The organism is Limnobacter sp. (assembly GCF_043511195.1).
In the GTDB taxonomy this organism is placed as follows: Bacteria; Pseudomonadota; Gammaproteobacteria; order Burkholderiales; family Burkholderiaceae_B; genus Limnobacter.
Genome location: NZ_CP121330.1, coordinates 193,248 through 210,093, shown reverse-complemented (window position 1 = coordinate 210,093; position 16,846 = coordinate 193,248). Strand labels below are relative to the sequence as shown.

16 protein-coding genes are annotated in these 16,846 nt (G+C 53.0%); 12 read left to right on the top strand and 4 right to left on the bottom strand.

The window, feature by feature from the left end; translation table 11 throughout:
• Positions 1 to 1,503 carry a tripartite tricarboxylate transporter permease gene (locus tag P0D43_RS01040; RefSeq protein WP_394673030.1) on the top strand — a complete coding sequence of 501 codons (1,503 nt, stop codon included), beginning with the start codon at positions 1 to 3 and terminating at the stop codon, positions 1,501 to 1,503.
• 144 nt (positions 1,504 to 1,647) lie between these two features.
• Positions 1,648 to 2,523, top strand: a complete 876-nt coding sequence (locus P0D43_RS01035; protein WP_159568956.1) for a GntR family transcriptional regulator — start codon at positions 1,648 to 1,650, stop codon at positions 2,521 to 2,523.
• Positions 2,524 to 2,533: 10 nt separating this feature from the next.
• Here the strand turns inward: P0D43_RS01035 and P0D43_RS01030 are convergent, their stop codons facing one another.
• The gene (locus P0D43_RS01030) at positions 2,534 to 2,938 is read right to left on the bottom strand and encodes an acyl-CoA thioesterase (RefSeq protein ID WP_394673029.1); all 405 of its coding nucleotides are present in this window, start codon (positions 2,936 to 2,938) and stop codon (positions 2,534 to 2,536) included.
• A gap of 145 nt (positions 2,939 to 3,083) precedes the next feature.
• Between P0D43_RS01030 and P0D43_RS01025 the strand changes: the two genes are divergently transcribed.
• Positions 3,084 to 3,485 carry a hypothetical protein gene (locus P0D43_RS01025; protein WP_159568954.1) on the top strand — a complete coding sequence of 134 codons (402 nt, stop codon included), beginning with the start codon at positions 3,084 to 3,086 and terminating at the stop codon, positions 3,483 to 3,485.
• Between the two features lie 16 nt (positions 3,486 to 3,501).
• Here the strand turns inward: P0D43_RS01025 and P0D43_RS01020 are convergent, their stop codons facing one another.
• Complete coding sequence (locus tag P0D43_RS01020; protein WP_394673028.1) at positions 3,502 to 4,320, bottom strand: SDR family oxidoreductase; 819 nt, start codon at positions 4,318 to 4,320, stop codon at positions 3,502 to 3,504.
• Between the two features lie 95 nt (positions 4,321 to 4,415).
• Between P0D43_RS01020 and P0D43_RS01015 the strand changes: the two genes are divergently transcribed.
• From P0D43_RS01015 to P0D43_RS00985, 7 genes are all read left to right on the top strand, one after another.
• Positions 4,416 to 6,254 (top strand): ABCB family ABC transporter ATP-binding protein/permease, encoded by a 1,839-nt coding sequence (locus P0D43_RS01015; protein ID WP_394673027.1) that lies wholly within the window; start codon positions 4,416 to 4,418, stop codon positions 6,252 to 6,254.
• A complete protein-coding gene (locus P0D43_RS01010; protein ID WP_159568951.1) occupies positions 6,235 to 7,146 on the top strand; it encodes a LysR family transcriptional regulator in 912 nt (303 codons plus the stop codon). Before P0D43_RS01015 ends, P0D43_RS01010 begins: the two co-directional genes overlap by 20 nt.
• A 138-nt stretch (positions 7,147 to 7,284) precedes the next feature.
• Entirely contained in the window at positions 7,285 to 8,703 is a 1,419-nt protein-coding gene (gene aspA, locus P0D43_RS01005) for an aspartate ammonia-lyase (RefSeq protein ID WP_159568950.1), read from the top strand.
• Positions 8,704 to 8,781: 78 nt separating this feature from the next.
• Complete coding sequence (locus P0D43_RS01000) at positions 8,782 to 9,681, top strand: transporter substrate-binding domain-containing protein (RefSeq protein WP_394673026.1); 900 nt, start codon at positions 8,782 to 8,784, stop codon at positions 9,679 to 9,681.
• A 95-nt stretch (positions 9,682 to 9,776) separates the two neighbouring features.
• Positions 9,777 to 10,517: an amino acid ABC transporter permease gene (locus P0D43_RS00995; RefSeq protein ID WP_159568948.1), complete on the top strand. Its 741-nt coding sequence runs from the start codon at positions 9,777 to 9,779 to the stop codon at positions 10,515 to 10,517.
• Positions 10,517 to 11,203 carry an amino acid ABC transporter permease gene (locus P0D43_RS00990; protein ID WP_159568947.1) on the top strand — a complete coding sequence of 229 codons (687 nt, stop codon included), beginning with the start codon at positions 10,517 to 10,519 and terminating at the stop codon, positions 11,201 to 11,203. Before P0D43_RS00995 ends, P0D43_RS00990 begins: the two co-directional genes overlap by 1 nt.
• A gap of 12 nt (positions 11,204 to 11,215) precedes the next feature.
• On the top strand, positions 11,216 to 11,944 hold the full coding sequence (locus P0D43_RS00985; RefSeq protein WP_394673025.1) for an amino acid ABC transporter ATP-binding protein: 729 nt from the start codon (positions 11,216 to 11,218) through the stop codon (positions 11,942 to 11,944).
• Positions 11,945 to 12,271: 327 nt separating this feature from the next.
• Here P0D43_RS00985 and P0D43_RS00980 read toward each other — a convergent pair whose 3' ends face one another.
• Positions 12,272 to 13,039 (bottom strand): glycosyltransferase family 2 protein, encoded by a 768-nt coding sequence (locus P0D43_RS00980; RefSeq protein ID WP_394673024.1) that lies wholly within the window; start codon positions 13,037 to 13,039, stop codon positions 12,272 to 12,274.
• A gap of 125 nt (positions 13,040 to 13,164) precedes the next feature.
• On the opposite strand from P0D43_RS00980, the gene waaC reads away from it, so the two are divergent.
• Complete coding sequence (waaC, locus tag P0D43_RS00975) at positions 13,165 to 14,130, top strand: lipopolysaccharide heptosyltransferase I (RefSeq protein WP_394673023.1); 966 nt, start codon at positions 13,165 to 13,167, stop codon at positions 14,128 to 14,130.
• Between the two features lie 2 nt (positions 14,131 to 14,132).
• Positions 14,133 to 15,458, top strand: a complete 1,326-nt coding sequence (locus P0D43_RS00970; RefSeq protein WP_394673022.1) for a 3-deoxy-D-manno-octulosonic acid transferase — start codon at positions 14,133 to 14,135, stop codon at positions 15,456 to 15,458.
• Here the strand turns inward: P0D43_RS00970 and P0D43_RS00965 are convergent.
• Positions 15,452 to 16,840: a TolC family outer membrane protein gene (locus P0D43_RS00965; protein ID WP_394673021.1), complete on the bottom strand. Its 1,389-nt coding sequence runs from the start codon at positions 16,838 to 16,840 to the stop codon at positions 15,452 to 15,454. The two genes, P0D43_RS00970 and P0D43_RS00965, sit on opposite strands and share 7 nt — an antisense overlap.
• Positions 16,841 to 16,846: the final 6 nt, after the last annotated feature.

Below are 16,846 nucleotides of genomic sequence, written 5' to 3'. Positions count from 1 at the left end.
ATGGAACTTCTCGCTAATCTTTCACTGGGTCTTGAAACAGCCTTCACGATCCATAACCTGTTGTTCTGCCTGATCGGTGTTTTTCTGGGCACTGCAATTGGCGTGCTACCCGGCTTGGGCCCCACGGCAACCATTGCCATGTTGTTGCCAATCACCTTTGGCCTGCCGCCAGTGTCATCACTCATCATGCTGTCTGGTATTTACTATGGCGCGCAGTATGGTGGCTCCACAACAGCCATTCTTGTTAACCTGCCAGGCGAATCCTCGTCGGTGGTTACCGCGCTTGATGGTTATCAAATGGCTCGTCAGGGCAAGGCGGGCAAAGCCCTGGCTACGGCTGCAATCGGCTCTTTCGTTGCCGGTACTTTCGCAACCGTTTTGCTGGCATTGTTTGCGCCACCTTTGGCTGACATTGCCTTGCAATTTGGTGCGGCTGAATATTTTTCACTGATGGTGGTTGGTCTGGTGGCCTCAGTGGTGCTGGCCAGCGGTTCCCTGTTGCAAGCATTCGGCATGATCGTGCTGGGTTTATTGCTGGCCATGGCGGGTACTGACGTGAACTCCGGCATGGAGCGTTACACCTTCGACACACCCTACATGGCGGAAGGCATCAACTTCGTGATTTTGGCCATGGGCATGTTCGGTCTTGGTGAAATCATCAAGAACCTCGAAGAAGAGCACCTGCGCTCTGCAATGGTCAGCAAGGTCGAGGGTTTGATGCCCAACAAAGACGATCTCAAGCGCATGGCGTGGCCAATCGTCCGTGGCACCGGGCTCGGTTCATTGCTGGGAATTTTGCCTGGTGGTGGTGCCATGTTGGCTTCGTTTGCTTCTTACTCCATTGAAAAGAAAATCTCGAAAACGCCAGAGCGTTTTGGCAAAGGGGCGATCGAAGGTGTTGCGGGTCCAGAGTCTGCCAACAATGCGGGTGCGCAAACTTCGTTTATCCCATTGCTCACGCTGGGCATTCCGTCCAATCCAGTCATGGCCTTGGTGATCGGCGCCATGATCATTCAGGGCATTACTCCGGGGCCGGCGGTCATGACCGAGCAACCCGGCTTGTTCTGGGGCATTATTGTGTCCATGTGGATCGGCAACCTGTTCCTCGTGATTTTGAACCTGCCTTTAATCGGCATCTGGGTCAAAATGATTTCCGTGCCTTACCACTTCTTGTACCCGATGATTCTCGTGTTCTGCTGCATCGGCGTGTTCAGTTTGGGCAACAAGTTGTTTGATGTGTATCTACTGGCCGGTTTCGGGGTGTTGGGTTATATCTTCTCCAAGCTAAAGTGTGAGCCCGCGCCCTTGTTGCTCGGCTTCATTCTTGGCCCAATGATGGAAGAGTACCTGCGCAGGGCCTTGTTGCTCTCGCGTGGTGATTTCTCGGTGCTTGTGACACGACCAATCAGTGCAACCATGCTGGCCATTGCAGCAATTGCCCTGATCGTGGTGTTCCTGCCTTCCATTCGCAAGAAGCGCGAAGAGGCATTCCACGAGGAATAAGTTCTTGCAAATATGTTGTTGCCCAAGGGCCATTGAAGCGTTGTTTCAGTGGCCCTTGTGTCTTTCAGGCGTGCATACAGTATGAATTGTGTTGCATTGTGTTGTATTATCCAATCGTAGCTCTGAAGCATTTGGACAGTACGAATGGATAGTCAGTTTCCCTCCGCCTCTCAAGAAGAATCCAATTTCGGTGACAGCAAACTAGACCCGAATCAAGTTGTTCCTCTATACCACCAAATTTACCTGATCTTGCGCGAGCGGATTATCGAAGGCCACTACGACACCAAGCCTTTGCCTGGCGAGTTGGTTTTGGCTGAGCAATTCAACGTGTCCAGGGTTACCATGCGTCGCGCACTGCAAGACCTGGTCAAAGAGGGCTTGGTCGCGCGGGGGCGTGGCAAGGGCACCTTTGTAAAACCGCGCACCGAGTCTCGCAATTCCTCGGTGGGGCAAAGCCAGTTGTTGAGTGCTTCGGCCATGCGTTTGCAAGCCAGTGGCGACTCTTCCGATTTGCAGCTCATCACATCGAAACGAATTCTGCCTCCCCCCGACATTGCAACACTGCTGCACCTGCCAAGCGACGCGATTGTTGAAAAGCTTATCCGCATTCGTCAGCTTGATGGCCAGCCCGTGGCGCACCTCACCAGTTTTATCCCTCAGGATCTGTCAGGTCGAATTTGTCGCCGACGGCTGCGCGAGTTTCCCATTCTGGTCCTGCTGGAAGAAGCGGGCGTTAAGGTCGCCAAAGCCCGGCAAACCATTTCTGCGCGTCTGGCCGATGCGTCTGTGGCCTATGCTTTGGGTGTGCCAGTGGGCGCTCCGTTGCTGGCCATTTCAAGGGTGGCTTACGATGAAAACGGCAGGCCCGTGCAAGTACTCAAAGGTCTGTATCGCCCTGATCGCTACGATTACCGCATTGAGTTGTCGCGCAAACAGGCCAAGGGCCAAAGCTCATGGCAGCACGTGAACGAGGTCGAGTTCGCATTCGAGATGCATCAACAGGACCTCACTCACTTCTAAAGCGAACGCCTTATTTCAGCGGATCCACAGGCCGAGAATTTCGATTCTCGTCCACTGCAACATAAGTCACATAGGCCTCTGTCACCTTGGCCACATCATCGGGTTTCAAGCGGCGTTGGGCAAAAACTTCCACGTAAATCTGCATGGAAGTTCTGCCAACTTTGACCACCTCGGCGTAAAAGCTGCACAAATCGCCCACAAACACGGGTTCTTTGAAAATGAATTCGTTCACCGCCACGGTGACTATCCTGCCTTTGGCATATGCTGTAGCGGGCACTGAACCCGCCAAGTCCACCTGCGCCATAATCCAGCCGCCAAATACGTCACCCGACGCATTGGAGTCTTTGGGCATTGGAATCACCCGAATCACGGGTTCACGGTCAACTGGCAGCAAAATTGGCTTGGGTGTGGTCATGTGCAGGTGCTTTGTTGTTGGTTCGGGTCACAATTGTAACGCCGAGCGCCTAGAGTCCGCATTTCATTCTAGGTGCACGCTACCAACCCGAATTCGTGAAACCGACGATAATGGTGCTTTAGTGAGTCCATGAATTGAGGGAACAATGCCGGCAGGTTGGGTAACAGTGTTGCAAATGGTGCCTTGGGGCGAAGTGATCAAAAATGCGCCGAAAGTGGCAGACGGTGCAGTCAAGCTGTGGAACAGCGTGTCCAAGAAAAAGGTCTACGATGAAACAGGCAGCGAAGTAAGCGATGTTATTTTGGCCAGCGACCCCGAGGCGGTCGAGAAACTGGAGCACCGCTTGCATGCCGCTGAGCAAACAATTTCAGATTTGCAGACCCAAGTGGTTCAGTCCGCTGAAGTGATCAAGGAATTGGCGAGCCAGAACACCCAACTGGTCGCACAAATTGAAGCCAACAGAAAAGCTGTGACTGTGCTGGGTGTTGCCTTGGCGCTGGCTTTGGTGGCGGGCGTGGTTCAGGCTGTTATTTTATTTGGTGCCTGACGCCACGCGAATTCAATCAAGCAGATTGTTTTCCGCCGTGTTCATCGTCCAGCGCGTCTTTGGCCTTTTTGTCGATCACAGCCGGTACGAAAGGCTTTAGCTTCAAGCCCAGGCGGCCCTTGGCTGTCATCACCCATTCGCGTTTGCGCTCGGCCATGGCGTCCACTATTTCATTGACGCACTGTTCAACGGTCATGGCGCCTTTCTCGCGCAGGCCAGACACCCCGGCACGTTGGCCATTGGGGTTCAGTCCGTTGCGACGAATTTCAGTGTCAACCACGCCGGGGAAAATGGCACACACGTCTACACCCGTGCCCATCAGTTCAATACGCAGTGCTTCCATAAAACCGCTCATGGCGAACTTGCTGGTGCAATAGGTGGTGCGCGCTGGCACACCTGTTTTGCCTGCCAGGCTTGAAACGCCGACAATCAACCCTTTGGATTTCTTGATGCGGGGCAGGGCCTTGTGGGTAATCCACACCATGCTCATGACATTCACGCGGAACAGCCGCTCGAATGTGCCCAAATCGGTAATGTCCTCGAACCATGCATGCATTGAAACCCCGGCATTGTTCACAATCATGTCAATGCCACCAAAGGCTTTCACCGATTCTTCCACCAGGTTTTCGCACTGATCCTGTTCCATCACATCGCAGGCCACGCAATGGACCTGTCCTCCAGCGGCTTCAACCTGTTTGCCCACTTCTTGCAATTTTTCAAGGCGGCGTGCAGCCAAAACCAGCTTGTTGCCGGGGGCCAACTGAATTGCCAAGGCGGCACCAATGCCCTCGGATGCACCGGTAATTACAATCACTTTGTTTTGAATATTAGCCATTTGAATTTGTCTCCTGCGTGGTGTGTAACCTGTTCGGAAAGGCGGGTGGTAGCATTGCCCACATCGCCTATTATTTTTGTACCGAGAAGTATCGCATGCGCAGAACCGCACCGGTGGAGTCCGCCCCGCCAAGACCCCGAAAACGAAGCGACTGGGGCACCATTGCCCAGCTTTTGCCCTACCTTTGGGAATACAAATGGCGGGTTATTTTTGCCATTGCCTGTTTGGTGCTAGCCAAAGTGGCCAATATGGGTGTGCCCTTGGTGCTCAAGGAAATCATTGACGCACTAACCCCGTTGTTACAAAGCAATGCCCTGCTGGCGGCTGCTTCCATGCCGATTGTGCTGTTGGTGGCCTATGGTTTGTTGCGGCTATCCACCACCGTATTCACTGAGCTGCGCGAGTTTTTATTTGCACGGGTCACCCAAAATGCGGTTCGTGCCATTGCCATACAGGTGTTTGACTATTTGCATGCGCTGTCCCTGCGTTTTCACCTGAACAGGCAAACCGGTGGTGTGACCCGTGATATCGAGCGGGGGTCCCGGGCCATTTCCAGCCTGGTCAGCTACACCCTGTACAGCATCTTGCCCACGCTGATTGAAATTGTTTTGGTGGTTGGCTATTTGTTTATTAACTACGACATCTGGTTCTCCGCCATCACTGCGGTGGCTTTGTCACTGTACATATTCTTCACGGTCAAAATTACCGAGTGGCGGCTTCATTTTCGCCGCACCATGAATGATCTCGACTCCAAAGCCAATGTGCGGGCGGTCGATTCTCTGATCAATTATGAAACAGTGAAGTACTTTGGCAACGAACGTTTTGAGTCCAAGCGATACAACAAAAGCATGGCGGCATGGCAAGAGGCTGCCATTCGATCCCAGAAGTCGCTGACCCTGTTGAACACCGGACAAAGTGCAATTATCGCCGTGGCTGTTACCTTGGTGTTGTGGCGTGCCACTGCCGGTGTGCTGGATGGTTCCATGACTCTGGGCGACCTGGTGTTGGTCAATGCTTTCATGATCCAGTTGTACATCCCGCTGAATTTTCTCGGCGTGATTTACCGTGAAATCAAACAAGCCCTGGCTGACATTGAACGCATGTTTGGTTTGATGGATGAAAACCTGGAAGTGAAGGACAAACCCGATGCGCCCGACTTGCATGTGAAAGGTGGGGCAATCCAGTTTCGCAATGTAAATTTTGCGTACGATGAACGCCGCATGGTGCTTAAAAAAATGTCATTCACCGTGCCAGCAGGCCACACAGTGGCGGTGGTTGGGCACAGTGGTGCCGGTAAATCCACCTTGTCGCGTTTGCTGTACCGTTTTTATGAAGTCACCGACGGTGCAATTCTGATCGATGGGCAAGACATTCGGGATATTGCACAAATTTCGCTGCGCAAAAACATTGGCATTGTTCCTCAAGACACCGTGCTGTTCAACGACACCATCGCTTACAACATTGCCTATGGTCGGCCCGAGGCAACCCAGGCAGAAATTGAAGCTGCCGCCAAAGCAGCCCATATTCACGAGTTCATTGTGAATCAGCCCGATGGGTATAACACCCAAGTGGGTGAGCGCGGTTTGAAGCTTTCCGGTGGTGAAAAGCAGCGAGTGGCCATTGCTCGAACAATTCTGAAAAATCCGGCGATTCTCATTTTTGACGAGGCGACCTCTGCGCTTGATTCCAAGTCCGAACGCGCCATTCAGCAAGAGCTGCAAATGTTGTCGCGCAACCGCACTACCTTGATCATCGCGCATCGCTTGAGCACAGTGGTTCATGCCAATCAGATCCTCGTGATTAGTCAGGGTGAGGTGATTGAAAGTGGCAGCCATGAATCATTACTTGACAAGAACGGTGAATACGCCCGAATGTGGCTGATTCAACAGCACAGTCAACCCAACGCGTCTGCCCATGGAAACCAAATGGCTTGAAGATTTCATCACGCTGGCTCAAACCAAGAATTTCTCAAAAGCGGCCAACTTGAGATGTGTTACACAACCTGCTTTTTCGCGGCGCATACAGGCGCTAGAGGGGTGGCTGGGCTGCGAACTGATCGACCGGGGCTCATACCCCACACGCCTGAGCCCTCAAGGCGAGGTGTTTTACGAGCAGGCGCTCACCATGCTCGAGCAAATCCGCCAGGCCCGCACCATTGTTCGGGGCGGTAGTTTACAAAGCCGCCAACCCATTCGGCTTGTGGTACCGCACACCTTGGCCTGCAGCAAAGCGCCACACTGGGTCAGCAGTTTGAAAGCCAAGCTTGCCGACCGACTGCCCGACCTCAGCTTTCAGCTGACCGCAAGCAATGTGCATGATGCTGTGCTTTATTTCACCGACGGTGCAAGCGATTTTTTGGTGTGTTACCACCATAGCCGTGAACCGATTGAGCTTGATCCCAGCAAATTTGAGGTGCGAATATTGGGTGTTGAGCGGTTTGAGCCCTACAGCGCTGTCAACGCTGAAGGCGGCCCCAGGTATTCGCTGGACCCCCTGGCGCCCTTACCAGTGCCTTATTTGTCGTATTCCAAGCATGCTTACCTGTCAAAGATGACAGACATCGCCATGGAGGGGGGACCGCTTTTCCTGAAAAAATCGCTGTTCGAAACCGACATGTCTGAAAGCCTGAAGTCGATGTGCGAGGCTGGTTTGGGGGTGGCCTGGCTGCCCGAAAGTGCCGTGGCCGAGGGTTCTGGTCTGTGCAAAATTCCTGGTCCTTATTTCACTGACATGGAAGTTCGGCTGTACCGTCGAATCCATCGGCACACCGAGAACTCGGTTGCCCATGAGCAGGTCGAATTGATTTGGCATTACTGGCCAGATTAATACCCCTCAGTGTGGATAACCCTTATTAGGGTTTCTTTGGATATGCGGGAAATGCATGGTTTAATGCTGATTAAGTATTGGAGTGCGGGGCACTAAAGATTTAGCATGGCCCACATTCAAAATTAGTTAGGGGATGGCATGGTCAAGCAGCACTCAGAGCATCGCGTGGAAAAAGATCTTCTCGGAGAGAAGAAAATTCCCGCTGAAGCCTACTGGGGTGTGCACACCAGTCGTGCCCTCGACAATTATCAAATCACCGGTTTTCCCCTCTACAACGCGCCTGAACTCATTAATGCACTGGCTGCAGTGAAATGGGCTGCCACCAAGGCCAATGCCGACCTGGACACCATACCCCTTGATTTGGCCAAAGCCATTACCCAAGCCTGCAAGGAAATTCGTACCGGCAAGTTGCACGACCAGTTTGTGGTGGATGTTATTCAGGGCGGTGCGGGCACTTCCACCAACATGAACGCCAACGAAGTGATCGCCAACCGCGCCATTGAAATACTGGGCGGAGTAAAGGGCGATTACAAGGTGGTGCACCCCATCGAGCACGTGAATGCCTCGCAAAGTACCAACGACGTGTACCCCACTGCCGTAAAAATTGGCTTGATCAATGCCATCTCTGGCTTGCTGGTGGCCATGGAAGAACTGAAAGAGGCATTTGGCGAAAAGGCCTTTGAATTCCGGAAAATCCTGAAAATTGGCCGCACGCAGTTGCAAGACGCTGTGCCCATGACCCTGGGTCAGGAGTTCGCAACGTTCTCGGTCATGTTGGGTGAAGACATGGCTCGCCTTCGCGAAGCCACCAGCCTGATTTCCGAGATCAATCTGGGTGCTACGGCCATTGGCACTGGCATCAACACCGACCCGGAATACGCGGCACGTGCACGCCACTACCTCGAGGAAATTACCCAGCTGGGCCTGGTTACCGCCGCAGATCTGGTCGAGGCCACTCAGGACACAGGCTCATTTGTCCAGCTTTCTGGTGTGCTCAAGCGCGTGGCGGTGAAGTTGTCCAAGATGTGTAACGATTTGCGCCTGCTGTCTTCAGGCCCCCAGGCGGGTCTGAACGAAATTAACCTGCCGCCGCGTGCTGCGGGTTCGTCCATCATGCCGGGCAAGGTCAATCCGGTTATCCCGGAAGTGGTGAACCAAGTGGCATTTGAGGTGATCGGAAACGACGTTACCGTGACCATGGCGGCCGAGGCAGGGCAGCTGCAACTCAACGCATTTGAGCCCATCATTGCATGGAGTCTGTTCAAGAGTATTTATCACTTAACCGCCGCCTGTAAAACGCTCACGAAAAATTGCGTATTAGGGATTACCGCAAATGAGTCACTTTTGCGTCAAAGGGTCGAGGAATCAGCCAGTTTGGCCACCTCACTGAACCCTTACATAGGCTATGATCAAGCATCTGAGATTGCAAAAACTGCATTGAAAACCGGCCGGAAGGTTTCCGAGCTTGTTCTTGAAAAAGGCTTGCTGTCAGAGCAGCAGTTGAATGAAATACTCAGGCCCGAGGTTCTCACCCGTCCTCGGAGAATAAAACTTTAGTACCGTCACGAACCTGGTTCGTATGGCGCAGGGTGTGTGCACAGTTCGTGCTTAATTTTTTTCATTCAAGGAGCAAAAATGAAAAGGAATCTCCTCGCAGCAGCGTTGGCCGTGGCCAGTGTAGCCGCTGTTCAGCCCGCAGTTGCCCAAGATCTCACGGGTACTTTGAAAAAGATTTCCGAAACCAAAACGATTGTTGTTGGTTACCGTGAGTCCTCTGTTCCGTTTTCATACCTGGACAACAATCAGAAGCCCATCGGCTACCACATGGACATGTGTAACAACGTGGTCGAGGCAGTCAAAGCCAAGATGAAAATGCCGAACTTGAATGTGCAATTGCAGCCCGTAAATTCTGCAAACCGCATTCCTTTGCTGCAAAACGGCACGATCGACATGGAATGTGGTTCCACCACCAACTCCGTGGCCCGTCAGGAACAGGTTTCATTTGCAAACAGCACCTTCATCACCAGCGTGAAAGTTGTCGTGAAGAAAAACAGTGGTATTCACTCCCTGGCCGATCTCGATGGTCAGCCCATTGCGACGACTTCCGGTACCACTTCCGTTCAGCTGATCAAGCAAAACGAGAAAGGTGCAAACATCAACTTCAAAGAAATTTACGGCAAAGATCACGCTGAAAGCTTCTTGTTGGTGGCCAACGATCGCGCCAAAGCGTTCGTGATGGACGACATTCTGATTGCCGGTCTGGTTGCTCAAAGCAAGAATCCTGACGACTTCATGTTCCTGCCGGAAATTCTGCGTACAGAGCCTTACGGCATCATGCTGCGCAAGGATGATCCACAGTTCAAGGCTTTGCTCGACGAATCCGTGAACGGCATGATCAAGTCTGGTGAGGCTGAAAAGCTGTATACCAAGTGGTTCATGAATCCCATTCCTCCGAAAAACGTGAACCTGAATTTCCCGATGTCTTCCTTGTTGAAGGAAGCATTCGCGAATCCAAACGACAAAGGCGTTAAATAATCTGCCCTAGTTAGTCACGGGCCGGCTGAGCGTTTCAAACGTGAGCCGGCCTTTTACTTATATTGGCCGAGAATATTGACTCGGGAGTATCCAAAATGAATAGCGACCTGAATTGGCTGTTGTTTTTTCAGCCGATCGTGGAAGGTGAAACCCTGGTGTGGTGGGAAATGCTGTTTTCCGGCCTGCTGTGGACCCTTGCCACATCCGCAGTTGCGGGCGTCATTGCCTTCACTGTGGGTTCTTTGATGGGTGTGTTGCGCACTGCCTCCAGTAAGCCACTGGCTTTTCTGGGCAACACATACGTGGAGATTTTCCGCAACATCCCACTGATTGTTCAATTTTTTCTCTGGTATTTCGTGGTGCCAGAATTCATCCCGGCCCTGAAAGAATGGTCGATTGAGCAAGACCCCACTTTCGTACAATTCCTGGCATCCGTGGTTTGTCTCGGTTTGTTCACCGCTTCGCGGGTGGCTGAGCAAGTCAAGTCGGGTATTTTGTCGCTGTCACGGGGGCAACGGGCTGCAGGTTATGCCCTGGGTTTGACCGAAGGCCAAACATATCGTTTCGTGTTGTTGCCCATGGCGTATCGAATCATTGTGCCGCCAATGACATCCGAGGCCATGAACCTGATCAAGAACTCCTCGGTGGCACTGACAATCGGTTTGACCGAACTCACCTTCAGAACCCGGGAAATGGGCGAAGTCACCTTTGCATTCTTCGAGGCCTACATTGCCGCTACGGTGTTGTATGTGATCGTAGCAATGTCCGTGAACAGGGTGATGGCAATGGTCGAGCGCCGAACTGCGGTGCCCGGTTACATCACGGGGGGTAAATAATGAACGACTTCGACTTCAGTGCAATCAGCACGTCGCTACCCTATCTGATGCAAGGCCTTGGCTACACGGTGCAGCTTACCGTGGTGGCCTGTTTGGGTGGCATCTTTTTTGGCACGCTTTTGGCTTTGGCGCGTTTGTCTGGCATCAAACCATTGGCGATGATCGCAGCGGGTTACGTGAACCTGATGCGTTCCATTCCATTGATTCTGGTCATTTTCTGGTTCTACTTTCTTGTACCCATTGTTTTGCAATCGATCATGGGGTACGAGCGTCCGCCACAAGTTGGTCCGGACCGGTCGGCCTACATCACTTTCATCATGTTTGAAGCAGCTTTTTTCTGCGAGATTATGCGGGCGGGTATTCAAAGTATTCCGAAAGGGCAAGTTGCAGCAGCACAGGCGCTGGGCCTGAATTACCGTTTGACCATGGCGAAAATTGTATTGCCGCAGGCTTTCCGCAACATGCTTCCCGTGTTGTTGACTCAAACCATTATTTTGTTCCAAGACACTTCATTGGTGTATGTGCTGTCTGTAACTGACTTCCTGGGGGCCGCGTCGAAAATTGCACAGCGCGACAGCGCCTTGGTTGAAATGTACACATTCGTGGCCTTGGTCTATCTGGCGATCTGTTTCAGCATGTCCATGCTGGTGAAGGCGCTTCAGAAAAAAACTCAAATCATTCGATAGCAGGAGAGCACTGTGATTGAAATTAATAAAGTAAGTAAGTGGTACGGCAGTTTCAAGGTGCTCACCAATTGCACAACCTCAGTAAAAAAAGGGGAAGTGGTGGTGGTGTGTGGCCCATCGGGTTCTGGCAAATCAACCTTGATTAAAACCGTGAACATGCTGGAGCCTTTTCAAGAAGGCACTATCACCGTAGACGGAATTTCCGTGGGGGCCAAAGGTACAGATCTGCCCAAGTTGCGTTCACGTGTGGGTATGGTGTTCCAGAACTTTGAGTTGTTTCCGCACCTGACCATTACCGAGAACCTGACCCTCGCGCAAATCAAGGTGCTGGGTCGCTCCAAGGAAGAAGCCACAGCCAAAGGCCTGGGTTTGCTGGATCGCGTGGGCTTGAAGGCCCAGGCAGAGAAGTTTCCCGGTCAACTGTCTGGGGGTCAGCAGCAACGTGTAGCGATTGCACGTGCCCTGTCCATGGACCCAATTTGCATGTTGTTTGATGAGCCTACATCGGCGCTTGACCCTGAAATGATTAATGAAGTTCTTGATGTGATGGTCGAGTTGGCACATGAAGGCATGACCATGATGTGTGTCACCCATGAAATGGGCTTTGCACGCAAGGTGGCAGACCGGGTTATTTTCATGGATCAAGGCAATATCGTGGAAGACTGCACCAAGGAAGATTTCTTTGGTACTCCGCGCTCTGAACGTGCGCAGTTGTTCCTCTCAAAAATTCTGGGTCACTGATCCAGCGTCTTATGCTGCCGGGGCTGGTGCTCTGGCAGCACTTTATTTCAATGCCGACTATTAACGTCGGTGATCTTAGAAGAATTCCCACTAAGCCCCTGAACCTGCGCAATCCGCAGTTTGCGATTCAAGAAGGCCCACATGCTTTGTCAGCTCGCGGCTTTGGGATGGTCCGAAGGACCCCGGACGGACCTGCCTGAGTGCGCAGCGCGAGTTGGTCCTCCGGTTCCCAAAGCAAGGGATGATCCCTTCTCTTTTGGGCCTTCAAGCAAACGGGGCTTGCAAGGTTCGGGGGCTGGGATAATATTCCCGCACGCTGCATGCCAATCAGCGCTCGCGTTTCTGTTGCATCAACTCGCGTGTTTTCGCGTATTTCATAAAGCTGTTAAAGCACCCAATTGCGATGTGTACCAAGCCAGGCCAACCATCCAGAAAGCCTTTGCGAACCAGGTAAAACTTGATAAAGCGCACCACGGGTGACAACACCAGCTTGCCAAGGCCTGGCCACTTGCCACTTGTCGCCAAGGCGTGTGCCTGAATGCTCGTGTAGCGGTTTTGTTTAGACAAATAGCTTTCAAGGCTTTCCGCTGATTCATGCAACAAATCACCTTCCAGTTTTTCAAAGCGAACGTTGGTCAAGGCACTTTCTACCTTTTCATGCACCGCGTCATCGCTCCAGTTCGCATCACGTCGATTGAACAGTCTGCGTGAGTAGTCGGGATAACCTTCACCATGGCGCAGGTATCGGCCCAGAAAAAAGTTGCAACGTGGCATGTCAAAACCGGCAACATCTGCTGGCAACAGACCATGTTCAGCTTGCTGAATCACCGCACGAATGCTGCGCTCCAGTTCGGGCGTCACGCGTTCGTCTGCGTCCAGGCATAGCACCCAGTCGTGGGTGGCTTGGGCCACCGCGAATTGTTTTTGTGGACCAAAGCCGAGCCAGTCTTGCTGCACAACCCGGGCGCCGAATTTCTGGGCGATTTCAACTGTGTCGTCGCTGCTGTTGGAGTCAACCACCACAAGGTCTGCGCAAAATTGCAGGCTCTCCAGGGCAGCGGCAATCTGTTTGCCCGCATTCAATGTGATCAGCACGGCGGACAATGCAATGCGGTTGTTGGCTGCTGTGTTCAGATTTATCGTTCCTTGGCTGAGCGGATTCGGAATGGTTGCTCGCTTGCCGCTTACAATGATGCGGTTGCGATCAACCTAAGCGCTAGATGAAGCGTATATTAATTGTTAAGACCACTTCCATGGGAGATGTCATTCATGCCTTGCCGGTTTTGAATGATATTCACGCCCACGACCCTGCTGTCCAGATCGACTGGATGGTAGAAGAGCCATTTGCTGACCTGGTGCGCGGCAGTCGCCATGTTCACGAGGTAGTTCCGGTTAATTTGCGCAAGTGGCGCAAACAGGGAATTCGTTACACCTGGCAGCAATGGAAGTTGCTAAGGGGCCGTTTGGCAGACAGGCAATACGACGCGATCATTGACCTACAGGGTTTGATCAAAAGCGCAGTCTTGGCCCGGGCCGCGAAGGGCACTCTGATGGGTCCTGGTTTTTCCTATGCCAAGGAAAGTCTGGCTTGCCTCTTCTACGCGAAGCGGGCAGGGTGGGATCCGCAAGCGCATGCAGTCGAGCGTCTGCGGGAGTTAGCGGCTGGGCTGTTGGGTTATCGTTTGCTTGGCAAACCAGTTTTCTATGACATTGCTCCGCAAAAAGTGCTTCCTGCCGTTCCCCGCGGTGCTGAAATCTGGTTTTTACATGCCACCGCTCGCGACGAAAAAAAATGGCCAATCGTCAAATGGCGTGAGTTGGCACATCGTTTCTCTGATCTTGGTTATGCGGTCAAACTGCCTTGGGGCAGCGATACCGAGCACCAGCAGGCGGAAAAAATAGCCGCTGGCATTTCCCGGGTCGAGGTCATGCCCCGCTTGGCTTTGGGCGAGTTACGCGTGCGCCTTGAAAAGGCTGGCCTGGTTATTGGTGTGGATACCGGTATAACGCATTTGGCTGCCGCGCATTATTTACCCATGGTCGCTTTGTTTTTTGCCACGCCGGCCTGGCGATTCGCGCCACGGTTTAACCCGCATGCCATTAGTTTGGGCGATGTGGGGCGAGAACCAGCGGTAGGCGAAGTGTTTGAAGCGGCAACGCGTTTGCTACGGGGAAATAAACTTTGAGTGTGTCTGCTCGCATCTTTTTGTGGTTTTACAGCCTGATTCTTTTTTTGCTTCAGCCAGTTTTGGCTTTGTATTTGCTCAAACGCGGCATTCGGCAGCCCGAATACAGGCAAGCGTGGGGCCAGCGTTTTTTGGCGCGCCTGCCTGAATTCAAGCCTGTGCCCGCTGGGCAAAAGCGGATTTGGGTGCATGCCGTGTCGGTGGGCGAGGCCCATGCCGTGTCCCCTTTGGTCCAGCATTGGGCCAAGGTTTATCCGCAGCACGAATGGGCTGTTTCTTGCACCACACCCACCGGTTTGGCCACTTGTCAGCAGCTGTATTCCGCATTGAACAATGTTCGGTTTTTTTACCTGCCCTACGATTTGCCCTACTTGGTTACCCGCACATTAAAGCAGGTGCAGGCGCATGCACTTTGGGTGGTTGAAACCGAGCTTTGGCCCAATTTACTCTTGGGCGCTGCCAAGGAAGGGGTTCACACCGCCTTGCTCAATGCACGTGTTTCGCCCACCACCGGGAAGCGATTGGCTCAATTTGGCGCGATCAGTAAACCCGTGTTGCAAAGCCTTGGCACCTTGATTGCCCAAACCCAGGCTGACGCCAATGTTTTTCAGAACCTTGGTCGACCTGTGAACGCGGTGTGTGGCAACCTGAAGTTTGATGTGGCCCTAAAACCCGAGCTGGTCACAATGGGGCGTGTTTGGCGAGAGGCAACCCAGGCCGAGCAAGTGGTGTTGTTTGCCAGTAGCCGGGAAGGTGAAGAGGCCTTGCTCCTGGACGCCTTAAACCGATGTCAGTTTTTCAAGCGCATGCCCAAAGCCAGTGTGTGGATTGTGCCGCGCCACCCCCAGCGCTTTGATGAAGTGTTTGCTTTAATGGCCGAGGCCGCGACACGAATGGGTGTTGCGCGCCCAGTGCGCAGAAGTGCCTCGTTCAATGCGGGCAGCAATATTGCACTGGCGGGGTTTGGCCAGGCGCGGCTGGTGTTGGGCGATTCCATGGGTGAAATGCCTGCGTATTACAGCGTGGCTGATCTGGCTTTGCTGGGCGGCTCCTGGTTGCCTTTTGGTGGGCAAAACCTGATTGAAGCCTGCGCCTACGGTTGCCCCGTGTGGATGGGGCCCAATACATTCAATTTTGCCAAGGCCGCAGACGATGCATTGGCCGCGAGTGCGGCTCGCCGATTTGAGCATTTGCTGGCGGCATGTGAGTTTTACCTGAGTGGTTTTCGGGGCAATGACGAGGCCAAGAAAGCCGCCTTTGCCTATGCTCGGGGGCATCGTGGCGCAACCCAGCGCAGCTTCGATGTACTGAACCAGGGCCGCTATTGAACCAAAAGCTGATTGATCTGCTGAACCGATTCCACGTTTAATTGCCCGGCCACGGCCTGAAGTTCCAACATATTGATCAAGCTTGCGTACTTGGCTTTGGACAGGTCACGTTGAGTGGCATTGAATTGTTGCTGGGCATTTAATACATCGACATTGATTCGGACTCCCACCTCATAGGCGGTTTTGTTCGATTTTAGGGCCAGTTCACTCGAGGCCAGCGCTGTTTCCAATGCCTTGACCTGGGCCAAGCTGGTTTGTACCCCCAGAAAAGCCGATTTCGCAGCCTGTGTGGCATTCCGGTTCGCCAGTTCTACATTGTTCATTGCTTTTTCCAGCAGGGCTGCCTGCTGGCGCACCTGGCTTTGGGTGCCGCCCCCACTAAAAATCGGTATGTTCATGACCAAGCCAATGGTGGTGCTGTCAACGCCCAAGTCAAAAGGTCGCCCCGTGTTGCCGTCAAAAATTTGCTGCTCGGTTTCAACCATTTGCGCCGTCAGGTCCAAGGTGGGCAAGTGGCCATATTTGGCTTTGTTGCTTTCGCCTTTGGCGATCAGTTTGGCAAGTCGCGCCTGCTGCGCGATCAGGTTGTTGTTTCGGGACTGTTCAGCCCAGGCCTCGGTTGTGTTCGGAGATGGGGCGCTTAGTTGGGTTGATGGGGCAAGTGTGGCCAGCTTGTCTACCGGCATGCCCACAATTGTTTCCAGTTGCAGTTTGCGCTGCGCCAATTGGTTTTCTGCGGCCAGTTCTTGGGCCACAGCCAGATCGAACCGGGCTTGGGCTTCTTGCTGGTCGGTGACAGTGGCGCTGCCCACTTCAAAATTGGCTTTGGCCAGTGCCAGTTGCTCGGCAATGGCTGCTTTCTGATCGCGAATGCTGGACAGGTCGTTTTGCGCTGTCAGTAAATCAAAGTAGGCGCGTGTCAGTCGCAAAACCAGTTCTTGCTCGGCTTGTTGAAACTGCAGTTTGGCGACTTCTCCGCTCAACTGGCTTTGTTTGTAAGTTTCCCAGGCTTGGGGGCGAAACAGGGCTTGATTCAGTACCAGGCTGTAAGTGCCGGGATTGCGGCTTGCTTCGATCGACATGCCGAATGCATCGTAGGTGTTGTCCTGCTTTTCAATGCGTGCCCCAAAATTAATGTTGGGCAGCAAGGCTGAAAAAGCCTGGTTTTCAGTTTCAAGGTCGGCCCGCAATTGCGAGGCCGCTGCCTGAAAGGTGGGGTCATTTTGCTTGGCCAGGTTGTATAACTTGAGCAGATTTTGGGGCGCTGCTGTTTGCCCCCACGCCGCGTGGCCCGCAAACACCAAACCCAGCAAGGCCATTAATAAACACTGTTTGAAGCCCGATACGTGTCGCAGGGGTACGGTTTGATCGGGCTGGGTCATGAGTCC

Bases quoted from the DNA above. Each gene is read 5' to 3' on its own strand.
- P0D43_RS01040 (WP_394673030.1), top strand. From the start codon at position 1: ATGGAACTTCTCGCTAATCTTTCACTGGGTCTTGAAACAGCCTTCACG.
- P0D43_RS01035 (WP_159568956.1), top strand. From the start codon at position 1,648: ATGGATAGTCAGTTTCCCTCCGCCTCTCAAGAAGAATCCAATTTCGGT.
- P0D43_RS01030 (WP_394673029.1), bottom strand. From the start codon at position 2,938: ATGACCACACCCAAGCCAATTTTGCTGCCAGTTGACCGTGAACCCGTG.
- P0D43_RS01025 (WP_159568954.1), top strand. From the start codon at position 3,084: ATGCCGGCAGGTTGGGTAACAGTGTTGCAAATGGTGCCTTGGGGCGAA.
- P0D43_RS01020 (WP_394673028.1), bottom strand. From the start codon at position 4,320: ATGGCTAATATTCAAAACAAAGTGATTGTAATTACCGGTGCATCCGAG.
- P0D43_RS01015 (WP_394673027.1), top strand. From the start codon at position 4,416: ATGCGCAGAACCGCACCGGTGGAGTCCGCCCCGCCAAGACCCCGAAAA.
- P0D43_RS01010 (WP_159568951.1), top strand. From the start codon at position 6,235: ATGGAAACCAAATGGCTTGAAGATTTCATCACGCTGGCTCAAACCAAG.
- aspA (WP_159568950.1), top strand. From the start codon at position 7,285: ATGGTCAAGCAGCACTCAGAGCATCGCGTGGAAAAAGATCTTCTCGGA.
- P0D43_RS01000 (WP_394673026.1), top strand. From the start codon at position 8,782: ATGAAAAGGAATCTCCTCGCAGCAGCGTTGGCCGTGGCCAGTGTAGCC.
- P0D43_RS00995 (WP_159568948.1), top strand. From the start codon at position 9,777: ATGAATAGCGACCTGAATTGGCTGTTGTTTTTTCAGCCGATCGTGGAA.
- P0D43_RS00990 (WP_159568947.1), top strand. From the start codon at position 10,517: ATGAACGACTTCGACTTCAGTGCAATCAGCACGTCGCTACCCTATCTG.
- waaC (WP_394673023.1), top strand. From the start codon at position 13,165: ATGAAGCGTATATTAATTGTTAAGACCACTTCCATGGGAGATGTCATT.
- P0D43_RS00965 (WP_394673021.1), bottom strand. From the start codon at position 16,840: ATGACCCAGCCCGATCAAACCGTACCCCTGCGACACGTATCGGGCTTC.